This window comes from Roseburia intestinalis L1-82 (assembly GCF_900537995.1).
In the GTDB taxonomy this organism is placed as follows: Bacteria; Bacillota; Clostridia; order Lachnospirales; family Lachnospiraceae; genus Roseburia; species Roseburia intestinalis.
On sequence record NZ_LR027880.1, the window covers coordinates 2,146,910 to 2,168,514 of the forward strand.

A 21,605-nucleotide genomic window follows, 5' to 3' on the forward strand; every position below is an offset into this window, starting at 1 on the left:
AGCAATCTCCATTCCTGTGTTTATTCTTCAAATCTTAATTACTATTATCATATAACATTTCCGAAAAGAATACCATATTTTTTTACTGCAAAGCAAAAAAATTTAATACAATGTAAAAAAACTTTTATTTTCATATAAAAAACGACACAGACTTTTCATCCATGCCGTTTATCTTATGTACCTTGAATCTTATTTATTCATCCCAGTTGTGATATACTTCCTGAACATCATCATCATCATCCAGCAGATCAAGAATACGGTTGATATTTGTTAAATCTTCCTCTGCTGTCAGCTCTACATAATTCTGTGGAATCATTGTAACCTCTGCTTCTGCCATAGGGATCTTCTCTGCTTCAAGTGCAGCGTGTACTGCCTCAAAATCATTCGGATTTGTGATGATCTCGTAGCTGTCATCTTCCTCAGAAAAATCCTCTGCGCCTGCATCAAGTGCGATCATCATCAGATCATCCGCATCCATCTCACAGTCTTCTTTTGCGATAATGATCTGTCCCTTTTCATCGAACATATAGGAAACGCATCCCTGTGTACCGATGCTTCCGTGTCCCTTTGTAAATGCGTTACGGACATTGGCAGCTGTGCGGTTCTTATTGTCGGTCAGACATTTTACGATGATAGCTGTTCCACTCGGACCATATCCCTCATAGGTACAGTACTCGTAATTGACAGAGTTTCCTTCACCGGATGCCTTTTTGATACCACGCTCAATCGTATCGTTTGGCATGTTACTTGCTTTTGCTTTGGCAATGACCTGAGCCAGTTTAAAGTTGTTTGCAGGATCCGGGCCGCCATCTTTTACTGCAACGGCAATCTCACGTCCGATAATTGTAAAAATCTTTCCTTTTGCTGCATCATTTTTTTCTTTTTTGTGCTTAATATTCGCAAATTTGGAATGTCCTGACATAAATACTTCCTCTTTTCTCACTTGTTTATTGCTTCGAAAATACATTTTATTTTATCACTATTTCCGTTTTCTGGCAAGCCTATTTATGTATACAGCTCTAAGCTTACCTCAAGCGCCTTATCTATTTTCACCAGAATCTGGGAATCTAAATGACATACCTTGTCTTTCAAACGTTTTTTATCGATTGTGCGAAGCTGCTCTAAGAGCACCACAGAATCTTTGACCAGATCATATTTTCTGCTGTCAAGTTCTACGTGTGTTGGAAGCTTCGCTTTATTCATCTGGGATGTGATTGCTGCACAGATCACGGTTGGACTGTGCCTGTTGCCAACATCATTCTGTATTATGAGCACCGGTCTTACACCGCCCTGTTCTGAGCCGATGACCGGTCTTAAATCTGCATAAAAAATATCACCACGTCTAATTACCATATACTTCCACTCCATTTTCTTGCTTTACGGATAGTATTGCCAATTTTTACTGGTGTATTCCATTCCTTTCTATTATTCCGAAAAATGATCTCTCGTACCGATGATCCGTCCACCATGGATATAAACACGTGGTATACGTTTTCCAAGATCACAGGCGAATTCATAATTAAAACGTCCGGATAACCCGCCGACCTCTTCCATGGTAATGCACTCATCACCATCCCTGCCGATCAGTATCACTTCATCCTCATTTTTAACATCCGGAATATCTGTGACATCTACCATAAACTGATCCATACAGACACGGCCAAGAATCGGTGCACGCCTTCCGTGGATCAGAACAGCTCCTTTGTTTGAAAGTCCTCTCGCGTAGCCGTCTGCATAACCGACCGGGATCGTTGCAATCATACGCGGTTCTTTTGTGACATAAGTTCCGCCATAACTGATTGCCCTGCCAGCCGGAAGCTCTTTTACATATGCAACATGTGTCACAAGCGATAATGCAGGTTTTAAGCTGATTGCCGTCTTATCCACGTCCTCAGACGGCCACATTCCATAAAGCGTAATCCCTGCACGCACCATATCCATGTTTGCCTCCGGGATATCGACAATTCCTGCACTGTTTGAGCAGTGGTGAATCGGGATACTTACCCCGCGTTCTTCTAACATGTCGATCATTTTACGGAAAAGTTTTATCTGCTGGTATGTCGGCTCCTTATCTTTTTCATCTGCTTTTGCAAAATGGGTAAAAATACCCTCCACTATAATATGCGGTAGTTTTGAAAGCTGTGCCATCTCATCCGCAGCTTCTTCCGTAACCTGATAACCGATCCGGCTCATTCCGGTATCAATTGCAAAATGAATCTTGCAGTCCCTGCCGATACTTGCAGCCGCAACGGAAAGCTTTTCTGCCATCTCTCTGGTAAATACGGTCGGACGGATGCCCGCTTTGATCATATCCACATACTGATCCGGGAACACATATCCTAAGATCAGGATTGGTTTCTGGATCCCGTGATTTCGAAGGATCAGTCCCTCTTCCACCGTGGCAACCGCATAACCGTATAGATAATCAAGTTTTTCAATCGTCTCTGCAATCTCTACGGCACCATGTCCATAGCCGTCAGCCTTGATGACCGCCATAATTTTTGTATCTTTTGCAATGTTCCCACGCATTGCATCCATGTTGTGAAGAATTGCATCCAGATCGATCTCCGCATGCACTCTGCTGTATCTGTTCATGTTGTTCTCCAATCTATTTTTTTCATTACTTTTTTGTTCAACACAAAATCTATACGCGCTTTTACTGTTGTGTGTAAATATTTAGTACCTTTTTGATCCCGGTGATCAGATCCGAGGCTGTAAGGCCCTGTAAACCTGTCGTCTGTACCATGATATCACCTGCCAAACCGTGAAGGTATACTCCAAGAGGTGCCGCCTGATATGATGTCAGTTTCTGTGCCATAAGTGCACCGATCAAACCGCTTAGTACATCCCCGCTTCCTGCAGTTGCCATTCCCGGATTACCGGAAAGATTCAGATACCTTTTATGATCCGGCAGTGCGGTCACTGTATGTTCATCTTTCAGGACGCAAATAACCTGATTTTCATCTGCAAAATCTGCAGCTGTCTGCAACAGATTCTTCTGGATTTCTCCAACTGTTTTTCTGGTAAGCCTGCTCATCTCTCCAAGATGCGGTGTAATCACGGCAGTATTCTTAAAATTTTTCCATCTATCTGCCCCCTGCACTCCGGTGTTTTTCTGCTCTGCCACCAGATTTAATGCATCAGCATCAAAAAGAAATGCTTTATTCTCATGTGACGTTCCATATTCTAACACAAAATTTAATATCTGTGCAGAAGTTTTTTCTTTTCCTAGTCCGGGACCGATCACAATGGCATCTGCCCAGTCAAGGATCTCCCTCAGAACCGGTTCTTCCGGTACTAAAGTTTTATCGTAAGTAGTAAGAACCGCCTCCGGAACACTGCACTGTAAAATAGCTCTGTTTTCCTCCGGAGTCAGCACACGCACCAGACCACACCCTGTGGCATAAGCTGCTTTCGCAGACAAAACTGCCGCCCCTGCCATATTGACACTTCCGGCGATCAGCAAGAGTTTTCCATAACTGCCCTTATTAGAATGGCTTTTTCTTTTTGGCAGTATCGAAAAATCTTTTTCTTCAAGTGCCATCACGGCCGGCGGTTCACCCAGCCAGCTTTCTTTCGTGATGCCAATATCACATACAATGATCCTGCCGGCATACTCATTTCCCGGCCAGAGGATACTGCCTAATTTTTCAAATGCAAATGTGATCGTAAGATCTGCACGAAACGCTGTGCCTAAAATGGCTCCCGTGTCCGCAGAGATCCCGGATGCAATGTCTACCGCCGCTTTTTCCCCGGAAAGTTCATTCATCCGGCACAGCATATCTGCATATTCACCGGTCACATCTCTTGAGAGTCCCACACCAAATATTGCGTCTATTACAAGAGTAGGTCTGATCTTTTCCGGGATATCCATGTATATAGAAATACCGTATGCATTTAAAATATCCTGCTGTACCCTGTTTGACTCCGAACAGTGCTCTTTATTTCCGGCATAAACGACCGTGACAGCATGTCCTTCCAAAAATAAAAGGCGTGCGATCGCAAGACCATCTCCACCGTTATTTCCACTGCCACACACAATGAGTACTTCCGTAAGATCCACATTTTGTCTATGCAGCTCTTCCACAAATGCTATTGCAGCGCGCTCCATCAAGAGAAGTCCCGGCACCTTAAAATGTGAAATGGTATTTGCATCATATTTTTGCATTTCCCGGCTGTCTACAAGATATTTCATGAAATCCTCCTTGTTTTGCGGAGCAAAATGCGACTGCCTTTGCAGGAGCAGAGGATTTTTCTCCTTGTTTTGCGGAGCAAAATGCGACTGCCTTTGCAGGAGCAGAGGATTTTTCTCCTTGTTTTATAAGGCAAAAAACGCCGCACATAAATCTGTGCGGCAGCTATTTGCTCTCTACATTTACAGCACCTTTTCAGTTGCCGTTTTCTTCTGCTTTTTTGTTTCTGACAATGTTGTAAGACAACTGCATCAGACTGTCGGAAAGATGTACATTCTCCACGACAACATTTTTGTCGATCAATTCAAGATCTACATGGGCAAAATTCCAGATTGCACGGATTCCAAGTCCGACCAGCCTGTTTGCAATCGCATCTGCCTTTTCCTTCGGCATGGTCAGCGCTGCGATATCTACCTGATTTTCTTCACAGAAACTCTCTAATTCATCTAACATACGGATTTTGATCCCGCGTACAGTCACTCCGTCAAGCGCCGGATTTACATCAAAAAGTCCTATGATAACAAAGCCAAGTTTCTCAAATTTTACATAATTGGTAAGTGCCTGACCAAGGTTACCGGCACCCATTACAATAATATTGTGTCTCTCATTCAAACCTAAGATCTTACCGATCTCTTCATATAAATATTTTACATTATAGCCGTAGCCCTGCTGACCGAACCCGCCAAAATTATTCAGATCCTGTCTGATCTGGGATGCGGTCACATTCATCCGTTTGCTCAGATCATTGGATGATATACGCTCCACACCGGCGTCTAATAGTTCTCCGAGGTAACGGTAATAACGCGGCATCCTTCGGATCACTGCCTGTGATATCTCTTTTTCCTGCACAAAAGGTTCCACCTTTCTTACGTTCTCTCGTTTATTATAGTGATTTCCCCTGTGTCTGTCAATGTGTGAAATTTTTAACTATCTTTAGCTCCATCCAGCTGCATTGACAGATCTTCCCACGTTTCATAGCAGGTTTCAAGGCGTTCCCTGCACTCCTGCTGTCGTGCAGCAAGTTCATTTAACTTTGCGGAATTGACTGCATTTTCCGGCTTCGCACATTCTTCATCGATCGCGCTTATCTCTTCTTCTAATGCTGCAATCTCATCTTCTATTTTTTTCAGACTGTTTTCAATCTTACGGATCCTTGCCTGTTCTGCCTTCTGCGCCTGCCAGTCAAGTTTATTGACCGCATCATCCTGTTTTCCTGCCTGAATATCCGATATTTCCTGTGGTTTTACATACAGTTGCGTCATGATATCGTGTTTTTCCAGATAATAATCATAGTTTCCAATATAATTTACAACCGTCTCACCTGTCAGCTCTAGGATCCTCGTCGCCGTCTGATTGATAAAATAGCGGTCATGGGAAACGAAAAATACGGTTCCGGTATACTGGTTTAACGCAGATTCCAAAATTTCTTTGGATGTAATATCCAAATGGTTCGTCGGCTCATCAAGGATCAGAAAATTCGCATCGGAAAGCATTAATTTTGCTAAGGAAACACGTCCTCTCTCTCCACCGCTCAAATCTGAAATGTGCTTAAACACATCATCATTTGTAAACAAAAATGCTGCTAACACATTGCGGATCTTCGTATTATTCAGCCCCGGATAGGCATCTGAGATTTCCTCAAAAATCGTCTTTTCCATATGTAAAAGCTGATGTTCCTGATCGTAATATCCGATATGCACATTCGAACCAAGTGTCACGGTACCGCCATCTGCCGGAATCAGATTATTGATGATCTTTAGTATGGTCGTTTTACCAGTTCCATTGTTACCGATCAGCGCCACCCGTTCCCCACGTTTGATCTCAAATGAAATATCCGAAAACAATGTGACCGGCGGATAGGATTTTGCAAGATTTGACACGGTAAGGACGTCATTTCCGCTGACCACATTTGGCTCTAACACGATCTTAATATCCGTATTATCCTCAACCGGCTTTTCAATGCGTTCAATCTTATCTAACATTTTCTCACGGCTTTCCGCACGCTTGATAGATTTTTCGCGGTTGAATGATTTTAATTTTGTAATAACTTCTTCCTGGTGTCTGATCTCACGCTGCTGGTTGTAATACTGTTTTAACAGATCTTCACGAACTTTTGCTTTTTTCTTTGCAAAATCCGAATAATTTCCCTGATATACATACGCTTTATGCTGGAAAATCTCTACAACTTTTGTGACAACACGATCCAGAAAATAACGGTCATGTGCTACGATCACAACAGCCCCTTTGTAAGCCCGCAGAAAATTCTCAAGCCAGCGGATCGACTCCATATCCAGATGGTTCGTCGGCTCATCTAAAAGCAGTACATCCGGCTTTGTGACTAAAAGTTTGCCAAGGGAAACTCTTGTTTTCTGTCCTCCGGATAACTCGCTCATCTGTTTGCTCAAATCTTCATCTGAAAAACCAAGTCCTTTTAAAATACCGGTCGCTTCACTGCGGTATGCATATCCGCCCTGCAGTTCAAATTCATGGCTCTGGCGGTGATAAATATCCATCAGCTTTTCTAATTCTTCACCGGTACGGCTGTTCATCTCAGACTCCATATCACGAAGTTTCTGTTCCATTTCCAGAATATCGGTTCTTGCATAAAGAACCTCATCATAGATGGTTCTATGGCCGGATACATCCTGATACTGTGCTAAGTAGCCGATTGTCTTATCCTTTGCAAGAATCACTTCACCGGCATCGGACGTTTCTTCGCCCATAATAATTTTAAGCAGCGTAGACTTGCCGGCACCATTGATGCCGACAATCGCTGCTTTTTCATTTGCTTCAATATGAAAACTTACATCTTTTAATATCTCATCTGTTCCAAAAGACTTTGAGATACTCTGACATGACAAAATCATTTTAAACTTTCCTCTAACGTCGTTCTGATTGCCTTGATAAAATCTTCGCTGTTTAATACGACCGGATTCGGATTCGTAGTAATCAGCGCAAGGTCTTTTGTCATTTTACCATCTTCAATGGTCTTAATACAAGCCTTTTCGAGTTTTTCTGCAAAATCGGACAATGCAGCATTCGAATCAAGCTCTCCGCGTTTCTTAAGTGCTCCCGTCCATGCAAAAATGGTTGCAACAGAGTTCGTGGATGTTTCCTCACCTTTTAAGTGTTTGTAATAATGACGCTGTACCGTTCCGTGTGCAGCCTCATACTCATAATAGCCATCCGGAGAAACCAGCACGGAAGTCATCATGGCAAGCGAACCAAATGCACTTGAAACCATATCACTCATGACATCTCCGTCATAGTTTTTACATGCCCAGATATAACCGCCTTCAGATTTCATCACACGGGCAACCGCGTCATCAATTAAAGTATAGAAATAAGTAATGCCTGCTTTTTCGAATTTTTCTTTGTATTCTGCATCAAAGATCTCCTGGAAAATATCTTTAAATGTGTGATCGTATTTTTTGGAGATCGTGTCTTTGGTTGCAAACCACAGATCCTGTTTTGTATCAAGTGCATAGTTAAAGCAGCTCTTTGCAAAACTTTCAATCGAATTGCAAAGGTTGTGCTGTCCCTGAACGACACCTGCTCCGGTAAAGTTATGAATCAGTTCTCTTGTTTCTGTGCCGTCCTCTGCAGTATAAACCAGCTCACATTTACCTGCTCCCGGAATCTTCATCTCGGATGCTTTGTATACATCACCATAGGCATGACGTGCAATCGTGATGGGCTTTTTCCAGTTTTTGACACATGGCTCAATGCCTTTTACAACGATCGGTGCACGGAATACCGTACCGTCTAACATGGCACGGATCGTACCATTCGGACTCTTCCACATTTCTTTTAGGTTGTATTCAGTCATACGCGCTGCATTTGGTGTAATCGTTGCACATTTTACAGCAACACCGTATTTTTTTGTGGCATTGGCAGAATCAACGGTTACCTGGTCATTTGTTTCATTGCGATGCTCTAATCCAAGATCATAATACTCTGTCTTTAAATCAATAAACGGAAGAAGTAACTCATCTTTGATCATTTTCCAGAGGATTCTTGTCATCTCATCTCCGTCCATCTCTACCAGTGGGGTTGTCATTTTGATTTTTTCCATTGTGTTCTCCTTTTCTATTGAAATAAATTGTCCCATCCGTAATTATCCATATTGTGAATGGTGTTCATCATGTGCTCATTCGCCAGTTTCTCTGCCAGACCGGCATCATGCTTCTTTAATGCCTCCACGATCTGTCTGTGTTCCTGATTTGACTGTACGGAACGCTTCGGATCTGCAAGTGTGATTTTTCGCACGCGTTGTACATAATGATGAAAATCAAGCAGCACATGTTTTAATTCTTTGCTGTCGGAAGCATTGTATAAAATTTCATGGAAACGGTTGTCAAGTTCCACAACCTGTTCCGAATTTCCTTTTGCAGCATGAAAATCCGACAGATATATATTTTCATCCAGTTCATCTAACTGTTCTTTGGTGATCTTATCCGCTGCCCACTTTGCACACAGTCCCTCCAGACGCGACCGTATCTCGTAGATATCCTGAATATCTTTTTTGGAAATACCTACGACATAAGCACCTTTATTCGGGATAATGGTAACCAGTCCCTCAAGTTCAAGCTGGCGGAGTGCCTCACGCACCGGAGTACGGCTGACACCTAACTCCTCACCAATATTTTTTTCCTTTAACTCCTCGTCTGTCGCATATTTTCCGGACAAAATATTTTCACGGATCGTATGAAACACACGGGAACTTAAGGAATAATTATCCTCTCCCATATATGACACCTCATGCTCCTATTGTTACATTTAATTCCTTGCAGCATTTTTCAATTTCTTCCACTAATTCTTTATCGGTCAATACCGTAACACGTCCATCCTCGTACTGTTTATCTACCCATACTTTTACTTTTTTCACAAGCTCTGAGTTTTTGTCTACGCTCTTATCTTTCGGAAGATGGTAATAAGAGTTGATCCAGAGAGCGATTCCGGCAAGACCGGATGTGTTGGAAACAGATACTAATGGTGGTCTGTTTAAAAATTTTCCAGTATCAAAAATATTGTAAATCTCCTCATTTTTGAGAAGTCCGTCCGCATGGATCCCGGCTCTTGTGACATTGAAGTTGCTGCCGACAAACGGGGTACGGCTCGGCTGTACATAGCCTAATTCTTTCTCAAAATACTCTGCCAGTTCTGTGATCACGGTAGTGTCCATGCCATCGAGTGTTCCCTTCAACTGTGCATATTCAAATACCATTGCCTCAAGCGGTGTGTTACCGGTACGCTCTCCGATTCCAAACAGGGAACAGTTGACTCCGCTTGCACCGTAAAGCCATGCGGTCGTGGAGTTGTTAACTGCCTTGTAGAAATCGTTGTGTCCATGCCACTCGATCAGTTCAGAAGGCACACCTGCATGTGTGGTCAGACCGTAGATGATACCCGGCACGCTTCGCGGGATCACGGCACCCGGGAAGTTAACGCCATAACCCATAGTATCGCAGGCACGGATCTTGATCGGGATCTTATATTCATCCATCAGTTTCATAAGTTCTACACAGAACGGGATGACAAAGCCGTAAATATCAGATCTTGTGATATCTTCCAAGTGGCAACGTGGACTGATACCTGTCTCTAAGCACTCACGGATGACACTTAAGTAAAGATTCATAACCTCTCTTCTTGTCATTTTCATCTTATAGAAAATATGGTAGTCAGAGCAGCTTACCAGAATACCTGTTTCACGCAGACCGATATCTTTTACTAACTGGAAATCCTGTTTGCTTGCACGGATCCAGCTGGTAACTTCCGGAAATTTATAACCACGTTCCAGGCATTTGTAAACAGCATCTCTGTCTTTTTTACTATATAAAAAGAATTCACTCTGGCGGATCAGACCTTTTGGGCCGCCCAGGCGGTGCAGATAATCGTAGATCGTCACGATCTGCTCTGTGGTATACGGTGCCCTTGACTGCTGACCGTCACGAAATGTCGTATCTGTGATCCAGATATTTTCCGGCATATTATGCGGAACAATTCGATCGTTGAATGCGATCTTCGGGATCTCATCATACGGAAACAGATTGTGGAATACATTTGGTTCCTTTACATCTGCCAACTGATAAAAATGCTCTTCAAGCTGCAGCAGATTCGTTTTCTTATTCATTACAACTTCTCTCATAACGTAAATCCTTCTTTCTGCCATGGCACTTGTGCCATTGACACCTGTGCCATGAATGCATATTTTTACTTTTAGAGTGAATATTTTTTCATGCATAATTGTATACAATTATACTTTTTCTATATTCTATACATTTCTTCTCTTATTTGTCAAGGCATAAAATTTTATATTTTCTATAACCTGAAATTATAAGTATACATAATCATATATTCAAAAAAATTTATTCAAATCTGTAACACTTATTCTGCGCTCACATAAGATACAGTGTAAGAAAAAACCTGGAGGTTTTATATGAGTGATTTAGCTGCAACAAACTGTGGTGGTGGATGTTCCTGTAACGAGGGAGGATGCAATTCCATTCTCTGGATCATCATCTTATTATGCTGCTGTGGCGGCAATGGTGGTTTCTGCGGTGGAAACAATGGATGTGGAGGCAACAATGATTGTCTTTGGATCATCCTGCTTCTCTTCTGCTGTGGCGGATGCGGCGGAAACAATGGATGTGGTTTCTGCTAGTCAGATCATCTGTTCTGAAATGGCGGTCGGATATTCCGGCCGCCCTATAAGATTTATAAAGAAAAACGTCTCTGCCTGTTATGGAAGAGACGTTTTTGTATGTCAGCCGAATTTACGGACGCTTTGTGTTCTGATCCCGTGCAGCATACTCACGGTCTTTTTCCCGATTCTGCTGCTGCATCATCTTCTCGTAGATTCCACATTCCTTTGGCACTTTCTTTTTTCTGACACATTCCTCATCTATCTCATAAACACTGTTTCCATCAATAATCAGCATATTTGATTCCTCCTCCCGTTTTATTTTATGCCGACTGCCTGATACCGTCACTAAAACTGTCCCCTCATCCATGTGATATCTGGCATAATCTATTTTCCGGGTTCATAAACTAAAAGAAAAAAGGCATCTTTATGGAACCAAATTCATTTACGCCCTTTGATAATATGACACAGACCCGTGAACTGCAAATGTTAAAAACTGCGATTCCCTATATGAAAGGTGACCAGAAAAAGCAATTTGCTATTCTGATCAAATATATGGAATTACAGAATACGATCCAAGTATTCAACCAGGAGGATAAAGTCATGTCCATGTGCTCTGTCAGTGAGGATGAAAATTCTACTCTTGCCATGTTAAATGACCTTCGGAAATTCTGTACAGACAAAGAGCTTGAAACACTTGATATGATCACAAATATGATCTCTATGATGGAAACCTATGAGACTATTTTTGCATAATATATTGTAAGAAAACTGCCAAAACAAAGCATTACATTTTTGAAAGGAATAAATAGTGATGGAAAATGATTTCTGGAATAATCCGGGGTTAAAAAATATGTCCCCGGAAAAACTGCAGTTTTTAATGAATTTTGCATCAAAAGAAAAACCAACAAACATTAAAGATATGATGCCGTTTCTTCTTGGCACCATGAATGCAGCAAAAACAAATAATATCCAGTTCACAGACCCCGAAACAGAGCTGCTTGTCACCCTGCTAAAACAAAACATGTCAAAAGAGGAATCTGAGAAGGCCGATAAAATTATCCGGCTCATGAAAGACCGGAAGCAAAATTAACTAATAAAAGGGATGGAACACTCCACCCCTTTTGTATCTGCATATTTATTTATGATTTCTTAACATTTTCTCAAGTCTACCAGATGGAAGCTACACTTACCTCTAATAATTTATCGATCGGCGCCGGACTCTTTCCCATACCATCTGTACCCTCAAAATATTTTGCACTTGCCGATTCAAATAAAACAAACACCGTACCATCTGCAATAGCAACTTCTTCCGAACAAGGTGGCATCTCCACTTTTACCTTCGGTTCATTTGGTTTTTTGTCCAATGAAAGAAGAGAAGAATAAACTTTTAAATAAGAAGAATTATTTCTTCCATAGGAAGTGCTTAAATAAATTGATCCGTTATCATCGAATGCCACTCCCTGCACTTTACTCGGAAGATTATAGTTGCTGACTGCCGTCAGCTTATCTTCTTTTTTATCATAGCTGTATGAATACATCTCGGAATCAAAAAATCTGGTGTGTGTAGCAACCCAGAGTCTGCCACCGTAGCAGGTAATGCAGGATGGTGTATTTTTCAGGCGGTATTCGTCTGACAATGCCGATGCATCAATGCAATATTCCGGCGCATCCTGTGCGATTTTTGTAATATATTCATAGGAAATACGCTCTAAGGTATTGGAATTTGAATGGCAGATCCAGACATTCTCGCCATCAAAAGCAATACCGCCAAGATGACTTTCTTTTTTCATGCCAAGTGTTACCAGATATTCGCCGCTCTCACGATCAAACACCATCAGTGATCCAAGATTTTTGCGATCTTCCGAATATGCAGTAATAAGAATATAATCCGGTGTGAAACAAAGTCCCTGCATACACTGGCTGGAACTGCTGATCAGATTATCCTTATAGTCTTTTTCCCTGGTAGAAGGCATTCCCGGAATAGAAAGATCATCCAAAAAAGTATAGGAACATTCCTTTAACTCTTTCTGACTGTTGTCACGAATCGTGCCTGTCTGATAAGAATACATTTCCACATTATAATGATTGTCAATATTTTTTGTCCATTTTGCAAAAAGAACCATATTCGCCGGACTGTCTTCATTTATTTTCGTAACTTTTCTGGAATAGCTGCAGTCTGCATACCAGCCAGCAAAATTATAACCCATTTTAACCGGCACGTCCAGTGTAAAAGGAAGTTCTTCTTTTTGGATTGTTTTTTGATTATTGCTGCTGTTAATACCGCCATTTACCTCATATACAATGTGATACTCTGACGGATCCTGTGTATCAAAAAAATCAAATGTAACATCATCACTGGTAATGGTTTCCTTTGAAGTATCAGGGAGGATGATCATACTGCAGGCACGAACCAGTTTCGGATCGCTTACAAGAAAAATAAATACATATAAAATTACAAATAGTTCTTTGCAAATTTTTCTGCCATACCGCATATCCATTCCTCCCCGTTTTCTTTTTAATTACACACACCGGAAAATGTTACATCCAGTCTGTGTTTTTATCCTGCTTTCGGGAAGACCTGTTTCTTTCAGAAACTGTTTTATGAATTATCCGTATTATCAAGTTTGCCTGCCCTCTCTGCGATCTCCTTTTCCTGGATATCAGAAGGTGTCTGCTCATATCTTGCAAACTCATAGGAAAATGTTCCGCTTCCACCGGTCATGGATCGTAAATCTGTGTTGTATCCATATAATTCCATGTAAGGAATATCAGCTACGATCTCCTGATAACCGTGTTCCGTCGGATTCATTCCAAGTACACGTCCACGGCGTTTGTTTAAGTCTCCCATAATGTCACCTGTGTATTTGTCAGGTACAACAACTTTTAAGGATGCGATCGGCTCTAACAGAATCGGTGATGCTTCCATAATGCCTTTTTTGAATGCCTGAAGAGCTGCAACCTTAAATGCCATCTCAGAAGAGTCTACCGGATGATAGGATCCATCATATAATACTGCCTTTACTCCTACCACAGGATAAGCTGCCATCGGTCCTTTCACAACTCCTTCCTGGATTCCTTTTTCCACCGCCGGGAAGAAGTTTTTTGGAACTGCTCCGCCGACAACGCATTGTTCAAATACATATGGTGTTTCAAGATCCCCGGAAGGTTCAAAGGTCATCTTAACGTGACCGTACTGTCCATGACCGCCGGACTGTTTTTTGTACTTGTATTCCACATCCGCTTTCTTACGAATGGTCTCCCGGAATGCTACTTTTGGTTTTTTCAGTTCAATCTGAACTTTGTACCTCTCTAACAGTTTGCTTGCCACAACATCAAGGTGCTGGTCTCCCATACCGTAAAGTAATGTCTGGCCATTTTCACTGTCATTGACTGTTTTTAATGTAAGATCTTCGAGCATCAGCTTTTGCAATGCCTGCGAGATCTTATCTTCATCTCCTTTGTTGACTGCCTTATAACGTTTATAAGTATATGGTATGGAGATCTGTGTTCTTATATACAGGATCGGGTTCGCTTTGGTAGAAAGGGAATCTGTGGTAGCTGCTTTAGTCAGCTTCGCTAACGCTCCGATATCTCCCGCATGCAGTTCCTTTACTTCCTCCGGCTTATTGCCACAGAGTACATAGATCTTTCCGATTTTTTCCTCTGTATCTTTATGCTGGTTGTAAAGAAGATCATCTGTTTTGATAACTCCCGAATTAACTTTGATCAATGAATATTTCCCAATAAACGGGTCTGCAATCGTTTTGAAAATATAAGCTGATTTTGGTTTTGCAAAATCATAGTCTGCATTGTATACCTCGTTGGACTTTGCATTGATTCCGGTGCAGGAACGTTTTTCCGGACTCGGAAGATATTTTACAATGTCGACCATCAGTGTATACATGCCGCGTGCAAGAACATTCGAACCCATCAGCACCGGAACGATGCTTCCATCGGATACATTGACACGGAGTGCCTGGCGGATCTCATCCTCGGAGAACTCTTCCCCTCCAAAATAACGATCCATAAATTCTTCACTCGTCTCCGCAACAGCCTCCATCAATGCTTCCCTGCAGATACCAAGATTCTCTTTGGAATACTCCGGCACTTCTACCTTTTCCACTTCGCCGTTATCTTTCCAGCGTTTTGCCCGCTGCTGTAATACATTGACATAACCAACGAACTGTCCGTTTTCACGGATCGGAAGATGAAAAGGTGCGATCCGCTTGCCGTATAGCTGCTGTAAATCTTCTACGACCTGCCGGTAACTTGCCTCATCGATATCCATATCTGTAACAAATACCATACGCGGCAGTTTGTATGTCTCACATAACTCCCATGCCTTCTTTGTGCCGACTTCAATGCCAGCCTTACCGGATACTACGATAATTGCTGCATCCGCAGCACTGACTGCTTCTTCTACCTCCCCTACAAAATCAAAATAACCAGGTGTATCAAGGATATTGATCTTGGTATCACCCCAGACAATCGGTATCACAGTTGTGTTGATGGAAAAATGACGTTTGATTTCTTCTTTGTCATAATCGCTGATCGTGTTACCATCGGTAACTTTTCCCATGCGTGTTGTCATCCCCGCAAGATAAGCCATCGCCTCGGCGAGACTTGTTTTACCACATCCACCATGTCCAAGCAGAACCACATTACGAATCTTGTCAGTTGTGTAAACGTTCATAGTAAATCCTCCAATACATATTTTTTAGTCGATACCTCTAAACGGCACTCGTTGTATGGTTATATTTTACTAAATTTACACGTTTATTACAACTTATTTATTCATATTTACTAACTATTTTTATATTACCTGAAATTTGTTTATATATTATGTATGCATTTTAAATATTTTATAACCATTTGCATGGAATGTTTACATAGTGTTCACATTTCATCCATACTTTGATTATTTTTTCATGCAATCTGCACTTTTATACTTTAACGTGTTGACTTTCTTGTGATTTATGTCTATGATAGGTAAAGAATTATGAGAATAGAATTTTAACATCTAACAGGGGGATTTTTATATATGTCACTTCAGAAAATAGGCTTTATCGGACTCGGACTCATCGGCGGTTCCATTGCAAAAAAACTGCATGCACTTCATCCGGAACTTACAATGATTGCAACTGCACACCATGCAGAAACAGTTGCCGAAGCTTATAAAGAACATTTGATCATAAACAATACACCATGTGAACTGAAGGATTTCGCAGACTGCGATTACATTTTTCTGTGCACGCCGACCAGGAAAAATATTGAATATCTGCAGCAGTTGAAAGATGTAATTTCTCCGGACTGCATCATCACGGATGTCGGCAGTGTCAAGACGGAGATCCACAGAGAAGTGATAAGACTCGGTCTTGAAGCCAATTTTATCGGCGGTCATCCGATGGCGGGTTCTGAGAAGACCGGTCTTTCTAATGCTTCAGAGACGCTTTTGGAAAATGCTTACTATATTATCACACCGACCACAAAGAGTCCTTCCCCTGCTGTGGAAGAACTGACCGGGCTGGTGCGCTCTCTCGGCGCAATTCCTCTGGTTTTAGGTTATGAGCAGCACGATTATGCGACCGCAGCGATCAGTCATCTGCCGCATGTGATCGCATACAGCCTTGTCAACCTGGTGCGGGAATCGGACGATGAAAATGAGATCATGAAAACCATCGCAGCCGGAGGTTTTAAAGATATCACGCGTATCGCATCTTCTTCTCCTGTCATGTGGGAAAATATCTGTTTATCCAATCAGGAACAGATTTTAAAATTATTGGACAACTATATCCATACATTAGAGGTAATGCGCACGAACATTGCAGATGCAGATTCCCCTGCACTGTTAGATGCCTTTACTGCAGCCAAAGATTACCGTGATTCCATCACGATCACGGCAAAAGGTGCTTTGAAGAATGTTTACGAACTGTACTTAGACCTGATTGATGAGACCGGTGGGATCGCCACCGTCGCAACGATCCTTGCGAGCAATAATTTAAGTATTAAAAATATCGGGATCATTCATAACCGTGAGTTTGAAGGCGGTGTTTTGAGACTTGAAATGTATGACGGGGAATCATTAGCGCTGGCGGTTGCACTGCTTAAGAAACATCATTATACGATTTATGAAAGATAGGAAAATGCCGTACGGTCGGTTGATCGTACGGCATTTTATTATCGGTTGAATAGTCATTTTTGTTCATTTACAAAGTACTCATAAAACTGAGCAAATGAATGTAAGTGATCACTATTATCTATTCTTGATACCAGAGCATCAAAGTATACTTTTTTTGCCATCTCCATAGGTTTTTTCTTACTGTACCGTACTCTGTTATATCTGCACATTTCATGTAAATAATGGAAATGATAAACAGCTATCGTTTCTTTTATATCGTCCGGCACAGCGTAAGTACGTAATCATCTGTACCTTGCCTTTTTAAAAAACATGCCGCCCATCAGGGCGGCACATTTTATTTCTTCTTTTTGGTTCGAAATCCTTCCGGTAATTCATTTGACCATGGCAAAAGCCGATTTAGATCATCCGGCTTTGGAAAAGGTCCCATTTTACGAAGCTCGTCTAATACATAGGAAAGATATACATACGGCTTCAGACCATTCAGCAGGGCTGTTTCTGCGATACTATAAACAACAGCACTGGCATCTGCACCACGGATACTCTTGGCAAACAGCCAATTCCGGCGGCCTACTGCAAAATTTTTGATTGCACGCTCCGCACTATTATTATCAATGCTCAGATGCCCGTCATCCAAGTACCTGCGAAGATAGTTTTCCTGATTCAGCGTATATAAAATGGCATCACCAATAAGGGAAGATCTGTCTACAGAATCTTCCATCGAATGCAGCCATTCAAACAGAGCTTCCACTACTGGACGCGACTGCTTCTGGCGTTCCTGATACCGTTCTTCCAGTGTCTTATCTTTGATCAGTTCCTCTACTTTATACAGGATTCCGATCCTCGTCATTGCCTGATATGCAACTGTTTCTTTCAGCTGCTCCTTTGTGAAATCCTTTTTTAATGCCGTGAGCGCAGCATCAAAACGGCGTCTCGCATGGGTAAAGCATCCTGTTACGGTAATGGAATCGTTCAGTCCATGATACGCCTGGTATCCATCACACGTCAGATATCCATGAAATGTATCTCCAAGGAAGTTTACCGGGTGATATCCGGCACGCGTTCTCTCATAATCAAAGAGAACCATCTGTGGGGATTCACTGTAATGATCTGTCAGATATACCCACATCCAGTTTTGAGATGATCCTTTCTGATCCGGTTCATCAATTACCTGAATCCTGGTCTCATCACAATGGATGTATCTGCTCTTTAGGAATTCTTCCTTCATCTGCCTATAAAGCAGTCCCAGATACCGGTCTGCACAGCTGATGATCCAGTTTGCCATTGTTTTTGTTGAAAGATTTAAGTCATACCTTGCGAATTCCCGTTCCTGTCTTGCCAGCGGCATGCCATTGACATACTTTGCATTCATGATTCCGGCAACCAGCGAAGGTGTAGCAATGCTTCCCTTGATCAGCGGAAACTCTTTTTCCGGCCGGATCATAGCACCACATTTTGGACAACTGTATACATAGGTTACTTCTTCAGCCACTTCAAAGGTGGAGGGGATGAATTTCAGTCGTTTTACGACTTCTTTTGTGACGACTTTATACTTTGTTCCACAGTCCGGACAATAGCGGTTTTCGCCGGTCAGTTTATATTCGATTGTTTCTGTTACTTCGAAATTAGAGAGATCTTCTTCTTTTTTGCCGGTGCGTTTTTTCCGTTTGTGCGATGGAATCACGATTTCCTCTTCAATCTCAGCAGTATCCATATCTGCATTGACTTCAGCCTCATTAAACAGATCCATCTGTTCATATCCATCTGCGTATTTTTCACTGGAAGAACCGAAACGTCTTCTTTGTGCAAGCGCAAGACGGTCTGAAAGCATTGCATTCATAAATTCCAGTTCTTTCTGCTTGTCTTTCAGAAGCTGTACCTCGGTCTCTTTTTTTTGAACCTGATTCTGCATGATTCTCATAACTTCCATCATGTTTTCACGGCTCATGTTATTCAGCTGTTCCTCTGTAAAAAACGGATCCATCCGGCAATCTCCAAACTTTTAAATGATAATTCAAGTATAACACAAAAAAGCCTGTTATTCGAGAAAAATCAACGTTTTACTGTGTAGGAATATATATCGATATCCACGAGTATTTCGTGTTTTTTGCGAATTGACAAATCCGTTCTTTATACAACAATCTTTGGATGACGTTCTTCAAAAGCTCCCTTCGGAGTAAGTGAAAGACCATCACACAGCCAATGCATTTCTTTCAGGGTCACTTTCTGTAATTCATCCGGAGTTTCCGGCCAGTGAAAGGAATCCCTGTCAAGCCTCTTCATCAGAATCCAGAAACCAGATCCGTCCCATTGCAGAATCTTAATAGAAGTCCGCCTGCGGTTGCAGAACGCAAACATGCAGCGCGAATAGGGATCAAGTTTGAATTTCAGCTTGATAATTGCAGCCAGTCCGTGATAGCTTTTTCTCAGATCGGTAGCTCCACAGGCAAGGTAAACGGTTGTGCCACCTGCCAGATCAAGCATGATCTTTCAGTCCCTGTATTAGAACATGAAAAAGTTCCAGCGGGCATTCCGGCATCACTTCAATCCGAATAGCGTTTGTGATAAAAATACGGACTGGAGATGGGCTGATGTTCAAAGTCCCATTCTTTGAAATTTCCGTTTCCGTTGGCATTTTTGCAAAAATCATATCTGTATCCGATTGTCCGTCCAATGTTTTCAGCTTGTGCATCCAGTAATTCATTGTAGAGACTGGAACGTGATGTTCCTGACACCATGTTTTGCAAGTCTGCCCACTGGATTGAAATTCATGGATTCGTTCAGACCACAGTGTGATTTTTTCATCTGTTTTCATAATGATACAGTTTCCTTCCTTTGTTATGAAAAGAGTGTATCAGAAAAATATAGTTGCGGACAGATACGAATGATTACGTACTTACGGCACAGCCATTAATTCAGGATCATTTACTTTTATATTATATTCGTCGTAATATGGTTGAAAATCACCTTCCGGTCTAATATCCGGATATAAATTTCCATTTCCTAAAAGCCATGTTTCAAAACAATGATTGCAGACAAAAACTTTATATAAAAAACCTACAACACAATTCTTCTTTTCAATATATTCCTTGATAATGTTTTCAACCTGTTTTTTTCGTTCTTGTTCATTATATTCTTCCGAATCCAAAATCACTATTAACTGATCTATTTTTCCCGGATTCAGCAGAATTGTATCTATCGTCTGGAATAAAACTCTTGTGATCAGCTGCGTAACACCTTGTCCGCTCTGCATCACATAATTATTTTCCCGAACATATGTAATATCCTGCACTCTGGTGTTTTGTATCCCCATATATTTTAACCATTCAGGCAAAACCTTTATAAAGGACTTTTCATCTTCAAGCAAAAAATAATAATTCATTTATATCTTACCTTCAAATTCCCATCTGTTTATCAAATTAAAATATGCATCATGCTGACTATGCATGATTCCATACTCTTCAGCTGTAAAATTTTTTACCGTCGCAATGTCTCTTTCAATGATCTTCCATTTCTTATTTGAAATCTGGTTTATAATTTTAGGATGATGGCTGGTAATAACAAACTGTAAATCCCTTCTTTCCCCCAATAATAGTTCTGCCAATACATCTATACAATTTACCCCTAATCCATTCTCAAATTCATCTATTAATACTAAAGAGTTTTTTGACATAGTGATCAACTCAACAATATAGTATATCGTTTTTAACATTCCATTGGATATTTCATGCTGCAATAATCTTTTTCCATATACATCTATTGCCACCATATATATTTCACGATCAGGATCCTCAACAATATCTATACTGTTAATCTCCATAAACAGCTCCTTAACCGCAGAAAAAATCTGTGCGTACATTTGAGGATAATATTCTTTTGTTATATAAATCTTTAGAGGAACAGGTAAATGGCTGAATTTTTCAAAAGGCTGTTTTTCATTTTCCTTAAAGCTTTCTTTAATCTTTGCTTTAAACATATTAAAACTTTCCTGCGCAATTGCCCCTCTCACATCCATTTCAATTTCTATTGGATATAATTTTAACATTTCAGAAATTATTGGTTTGACAAAGGCATCTTCCGAATATTGTACTAATAAACTTTCATCTTTTTTAGGTGTCGGTACCTTATCATAACCTGTCACCTGAATCGTATCAGGTGTACGCTGCATCAGTATATCACCTTTTATATTCTGAAGTTTTTCATAGGCAAAAAAATACTTTATTTCTTTTGGTTCAAAAATATCCTCTGTATGATCCTGCTGTATTCTATATGACCATACATATACTTCCTCTCCAATTTGAAAACATAAAGTCGTATTATATGGTTCCAGACGTAAATTCTTATTTACAGCCAATTTCAGAGAATATTCTATCGCATTTAATATCTGGGTTTTACCAACACCAGACAGACCAACCAACAATGTGATATCATCATTAAATACAACACGTTCAATCTTTAGTCCTGTTCTTAAATTCTCGAATTCAATCCATTTCAGCTTCACGTTTAACACCTCACATGTCCTCCCTTTCTTCAACTCTGCTTAAGTATTTTGAATGAGGAGAACAAATAACCTCTTTTTCCTTTGTTATAATTCCATTAAAATCAATATGCAATGACTATTCACATTGCA

At 41.0% G+C, this 21,605-nt stretch carries 21 protein-coding genes; 4 read left to right on the top strand and 17 right to left on the bottom strand.

All coding sequences use genetic code 11. From position 1 onward, the window contains the following. Positions 1–193 precede the first annotated feature (193 nt). The 9 genes from RIL182_RS10015 to RIL182_RS10060 form a co-directional block, all read right to left on the bottom strand. The gene (locus RIL182_RS10015; RefSeq protein ID WP_015560524.1) at positions 194–922 is read right to left on the bottom strand and encodes a YebC/PmpR family DNA-binding transcriptional regulator; all 729 of its coding nucleotides are present in this window, start codon (positions 920–922) and stop codon (positions 194–196) included. Between the two features lie 83 nt (positions 923–1,005). Further along, on the bottom strand, positions 1,006–1,353 hold the full coding sequence (locus RIL182_RS10020; protein WP_015560523.1) for a type II toxin-antitoxin system PemK/MazF family toxin: 348 nt from the start codon (positions 1,351–1,353) through the stop codon (positions 1,006–1,008). A gap of 72 nt (positions 1,354–1,425) precedes the next feature. Next, complete coding sequence (alr, locus tag RIL182_RS10025) at positions 1,426–2,595, bottom strand: alanine racemase (protein ID WP_006859343.1); 1,170 nt, start codon at positions 2,593–2,595, stop codon at positions 1,426–1,428. A 61-nt stretch (positions 2,596–2,656) separates the two neighbouring features. Beyond that, on the bottom strand, positions 2,657–4,195 hold the full coding sequence (locus RIL182_RS10030; RefSeq protein WP_134523272.1) for an NAD(P)H-hydrate dehydratase: 1,539 nt from the start codon (positions 4,193–4,195) through the stop codon (positions 2,657–2,659). Between the two features lie 193 nt (positions 4,196–4,388). Further along, positions 4,389–5,042 (bottom strand): redox-sensing transcriptional repressor Rex, encoded by a 654-nt coding sequence (locus tag RIL182_RS10040; protein WP_022113005.1) that lies wholly within the window; start codon positions 5,040–5,042, stop codon positions 4,389–4,391. Positions 5,043–5,116: 74 nt separating this feature from the next. Beyond that, positions 5,117–7,060 carry an ABC-F family ATP-binding cassette domain-containing protein gene (locus RIL182_RS10045; RefSeq protein ID WP_134523274.1) on the bottom strand — a complete coding sequence of 648 codons (1,944 nt, stop codon included), beginning with the start codon at positions 7,058–7,060 and terminating at the stop codon, positions 5,117–5,119. Then, positions 7,057–8,268, bottom strand: coding sequence for an NADP-dependent isocitrate dehydrogenase (locus RIL182_RS10050; protein ID WP_015560519.1), 1,212 nt, complete (start codon positions 8,266–8,268; stop codon positions 7,057–7,059). Before RIL182_RS10050 ends, RIL182_RS10045 begins: the two co-directional genes overlap by 4 nt. A 14-nt stretch (positions 8,269–8,282) precedes the next feature. Beyond that, entirely contained in the window at positions 8,283–8,942 is a 660-nt protein-coding gene (locus RIL182_RS10055; protein ID WP_006859347.1) for a GntR family transcriptional regulator, read from the bottom strand. Positions 8,943–8,952: 10 nt separating this feature from the next. Further along, on the bottom strand, positions 8,953–10,341 hold the full coding sequence (locus RIL182_RS10060) for a beta/alpha barrel domain-containing protein (RefSeq protein WP_015560518.1): 1,389 nt from the start codon (positions 10,339–10,341) through the stop codon (positions 8,953–8,955). A 291-nt stretch (positions 10,342–10,632) separates the two neighbouring features. Between RIL182_RS10060 and RIL182_RS10065 the strand changes: the two genes are divergently transcribed. Next, positions 10,633–10,857, top strand: coding sequence for a hypothetical protein (locus RIL182_RS10065; RefSeq protein ID WP_006859349.1), 225 nt, complete (start codon positions 10,633–10,635; stop codon positions 10,855–10,857). Between the two features lie 112 nt (positions 10,858–10,969). On the opposite strand, the gene RIL182_RS10070 is transcribed toward RIL182_RS10065, so the two are convergent. Continuing rightward, entirely contained in the window at positions 10,970–11,134 is a 165-nt protein-coding gene (locus tag RIL182_RS10070) for a hypothetical protein (RefSeq protein WP_015560517.1), read from the bottom strand. 131 nt (positions 11,135–11,265) lie between these two features. On the opposite strand from RIL182_RS10070, the gene RIL182_RS10075 reads away from it, so the two are divergent. Together RIL182_RS10075 and RIL182_RS10080 are read left to right on the top strand one after the other, a co-directional pair. Beyond that, positions 11,266–11,592 (top strand): hypothetical protein, encoded by a 327-nt coding sequence (locus tag RIL182_RS10075; RefSeq protein WP_006859350.1) that lies wholly within the window; start codon positions 11,266–11,268, stop codon positions 11,590–11,592. 58 nt (positions 11,593–11,650) lie between these two features. Next, positions 11,651–11,929, top strand: a complete 279-nt coding sequence (locus tag RIL182_RS10080) for a hypothetical protein (protein WP_006859351.1) — start codon at positions 11,651–11,653, stop codon at positions 11,927–11,929. A 76-nt stretch (positions 11,930–12,005) separates the two neighbouring features. On the opposite strand, the gene RIL182_RS10085 is transcribed toward RIL182_RS10080, so the two are convergent. After that, a complete protein-coding gene (locus RIL182_RS10085; protein WP_242655649.1) occupies positions 12,006–13,331 on the bottom strand; it encodes an InlB B-repeat-containing protein in 1,326 nt (441 codons plus the stop codon). Between the two features lie 107 nt (positions 13,332–13,438). Beyond that, complete coding sequence (locus RIL182_RS10090) at positions 13,439–15,532, bottom strand: elongation factor G (protein WP_022113009.1); 2,094 nt, start codon at positions 15,530–15,532, stop codon at positions 13,439–13,441. Between the two features lie 348 nt (positions 15,533–15,880). Between RIL182_RS10090 and RIL182_RS10095 the strand changes: the two genes are divergently transcribed. Further along, positions 15,881–16,978 (top strand): prephenate dehydrogenase, encoded by a 1,098-nt coding sequence (locus RIL182_RS10095; RefSeq protein WP_006859353.1) that lies wholly within the window; start codon positions 15,881–15,883, stop codon positions 16,976–16,978. Between the two features lie 334 nt (positions 16,979–17,312). Here RIL182_RS10095 and tnpC read toward each other — a convergent pair whose 3' ends face one another. The 5 genes from tnpC to RIL182_RS10125 form a co-directional block, all read right to left on the bottom strand. After that, positions 17,313–18,959 carry an IS66 family transposase gene (tnpC, locus tag RIL182_RS10105; protein WP_055195231.1) on the bottom strand — a complete coding sequence of 549 codons (1,647 nt, stop codon included), beginning with the start codon at positions 18,957–18,959 and terminating at the stop codon, positions 17,313–17,315. Positions 18,960–19,105: 146 nt separating this feature from the next. Next, positions 19,106–19,459 carry an IS66 family insertion sequence element accessory protein TnpB gene (gene tnpB / locus RIL182_RS10110; RefSeq protein WP_022112633.1) on the bottom strand — a complete coding sequence of 118 codons (354 nt, stop codon included), beginning with the start codon at positions 19,457–19,459 and terminating at the stop codon, positions 19,106–19,108. Then, the gene (gene tnpA / locus RIL182_RS10115) at positions 19,452–19,790 is read right to left on the bottom strand and encodes an IS66 family insertion sequence element accessory protein TnpA (protein ID WP_022112634.1); all 339 of its coding nucleotides are present in this window, start codon (positions 19,788–19,790) and stop codon (positions 19,452–19,454) included. The genes tnpB and tnpA overlap by 8 nt, the downstream gene beginning before the upstream one ends. Positions 19,791–19,871: 81 nt before the next feature. Further along, complete coding sequence (locus RIL182_RS10120) at positions 19,872–20,357, bottom strand: hypothetical protein (protein WP_134523276.1); 486 nt, start codon at positions 20,355–20,357, stop codon at positions 19,872–19,874. Further along, the gene (locus RIL182_RS10125) at positions 20,358–21,485 is read right to left on the bottom strand and encodes an AAA family ATPase (RefSeq protein ID WP_006859224.1); all 1,128 of its coding nucleotides are present in this window, start codon (positions 21,483–21,485) and stop codon (positions 20,358–20,360) included. Between the last annotated feature and the right edge of the window lie 120 nt (positions 21,486–21,605).

What these genes read in the sequence shown, in the direction of transcription:
- RIL182_RS10015 (WP_015560524.1), bottom strand. Translation starts at nt 922, where the DNA reads ATGTCAGGACATTCCAAATTTGCGAATATTAAGCACAAAAAAGAAAAA.
- RIL182_RS10020 (WP_015560523.1), bottom strand. Translation starts at nt 1,353, where the DNA reads ATGGTAATTAGACGTGGTGATATTTTTTATGCAGATTTAAGACCGGTC.
- alr (WP_006859343.1), bottom strand. Translation starts at nt 2,595, where the DNA reads ATGAACAGATACAGCAGAGTGCATGCGGAGATCGATCTGGATGCAATT.
- RIL182_RS10030 (WP_134523272.1), bottom strand. Translation starts at nt 4,195, where the DNA reads ATGAAATATCTTGTAGACAGCCGGGAAATGCAAAAATATGATGCAAAT.
- RIL182_RS10045 (WP_134523274.1), bottom strand. Translation starts at nt 7,060, where the DNA reads ATGATTTTGTCATGTCAGAGTATCTCAAAGTCTTTTGGAACAGATGAG.
- RIL182_RS10050 (WP_015560519.1), bottom strand. Translation starts at nt 8,268, where the DNA reads ATGGAAAAAATCAAAATGACAACCCCACTGGTAGAGATGGACGGAGAT.
- RIL182_RS10055 (WP_006859347.1), bottom strand. Translation starts at nt 8,942, where the DNA reads ATGGGAGAGGATAATTATTCCTTAAGTTCCCGTGTGTTTCATACGATC.
- RIL182_RS10060 (WP_015560518.1), bottom strand. Translation starts at nt 10,341, where the DNA reads ATGAGAGAAGTTGTAATGAATAAGAAAACGAATCTGCTGCAGCTTGAA.
- RIL182_RS10065 (WP_006859349.1), top strand. Translation starts at nt 10,633, where the DNA reads ATGAGTGATTTAGCTGCAACAAACTGTGGTGGTGGATGTTCCTGTAAC.
- RIL182_RS10070 (WP_015560517.1), bottom strand. Translation starts at nt 11,134, where the DNA reads ATGCTGATTATTGATGGAAACAGTGTTTATGAGATAGATGAGGAATGT.
- RIL182_RS10075 (WP_006859350.1), top strand. Translation starts at nt 11,266, where the DNA reads ATGGAACCAAATTCATTTACGCCCTTTGATAATATGACACAGACCCGT.
- RIL182_RS10080 (WP_006859351.1), top strand. Translation starts at nt 11,651, where the DNA reads ATGGAAAATGATTTCTGGAATAATCCGGGGTTAAAAAATATGTCCCCG.
- RIL182_RS10085 (WP_242655649.1), bottom strand. Translation starts at nt 13,331, where the DNA reads ATGCGGTATGGCAGAAAAATTTGCAAAGAACTATTTGTAATTTTATAT.
- RIL182_RS10090 (WP_022113009.1), bottom strand. Translation starts at nt 15,532, where the DNA reads ATGAACGTTTACACAACTGACAAGATTCGTAATGTGGTTCTGCTTGGA.
- RIL182_RS10095 (WP_006859353.1), top strand. Translation starts at nt 15,881, where the DNA reads ATGTCACTTCAGAAAATAGGCTTTATCGGACTCGGACTCATCGGCGGT.
- tnpC (WP_055195231.1), bottom strand. Translation starts at nt 18,959, where the DNA reads ATGGATCCGTTTTTTACAGAGGAACAGCTGAATAACATGAGCCGTGAA.
- tnpB (WP_022112633.1), bottom strand. Translation starts at nt 19,459, where the DNA reads ATGCTTGATCTGGCAGGTGGCACAACCGTTTACCTTGCCTGTGGAGCT.
- tnpA (WP_022112634.1), bottom strand. Translation starts at nt 19,790, where the DNA reads ATGAAAACAGATGAAAAAATCACACTGTGGTCTGAACGAATCCATGAA.
- RIL182_RS10120 (WP_134523276.1), bottom strand. Translation starts at nt 20,357, where the DNA reads ATGAATTATTATTTTTTGCTTGAAGATGAAAAGTCCTTTATAAAGGTT.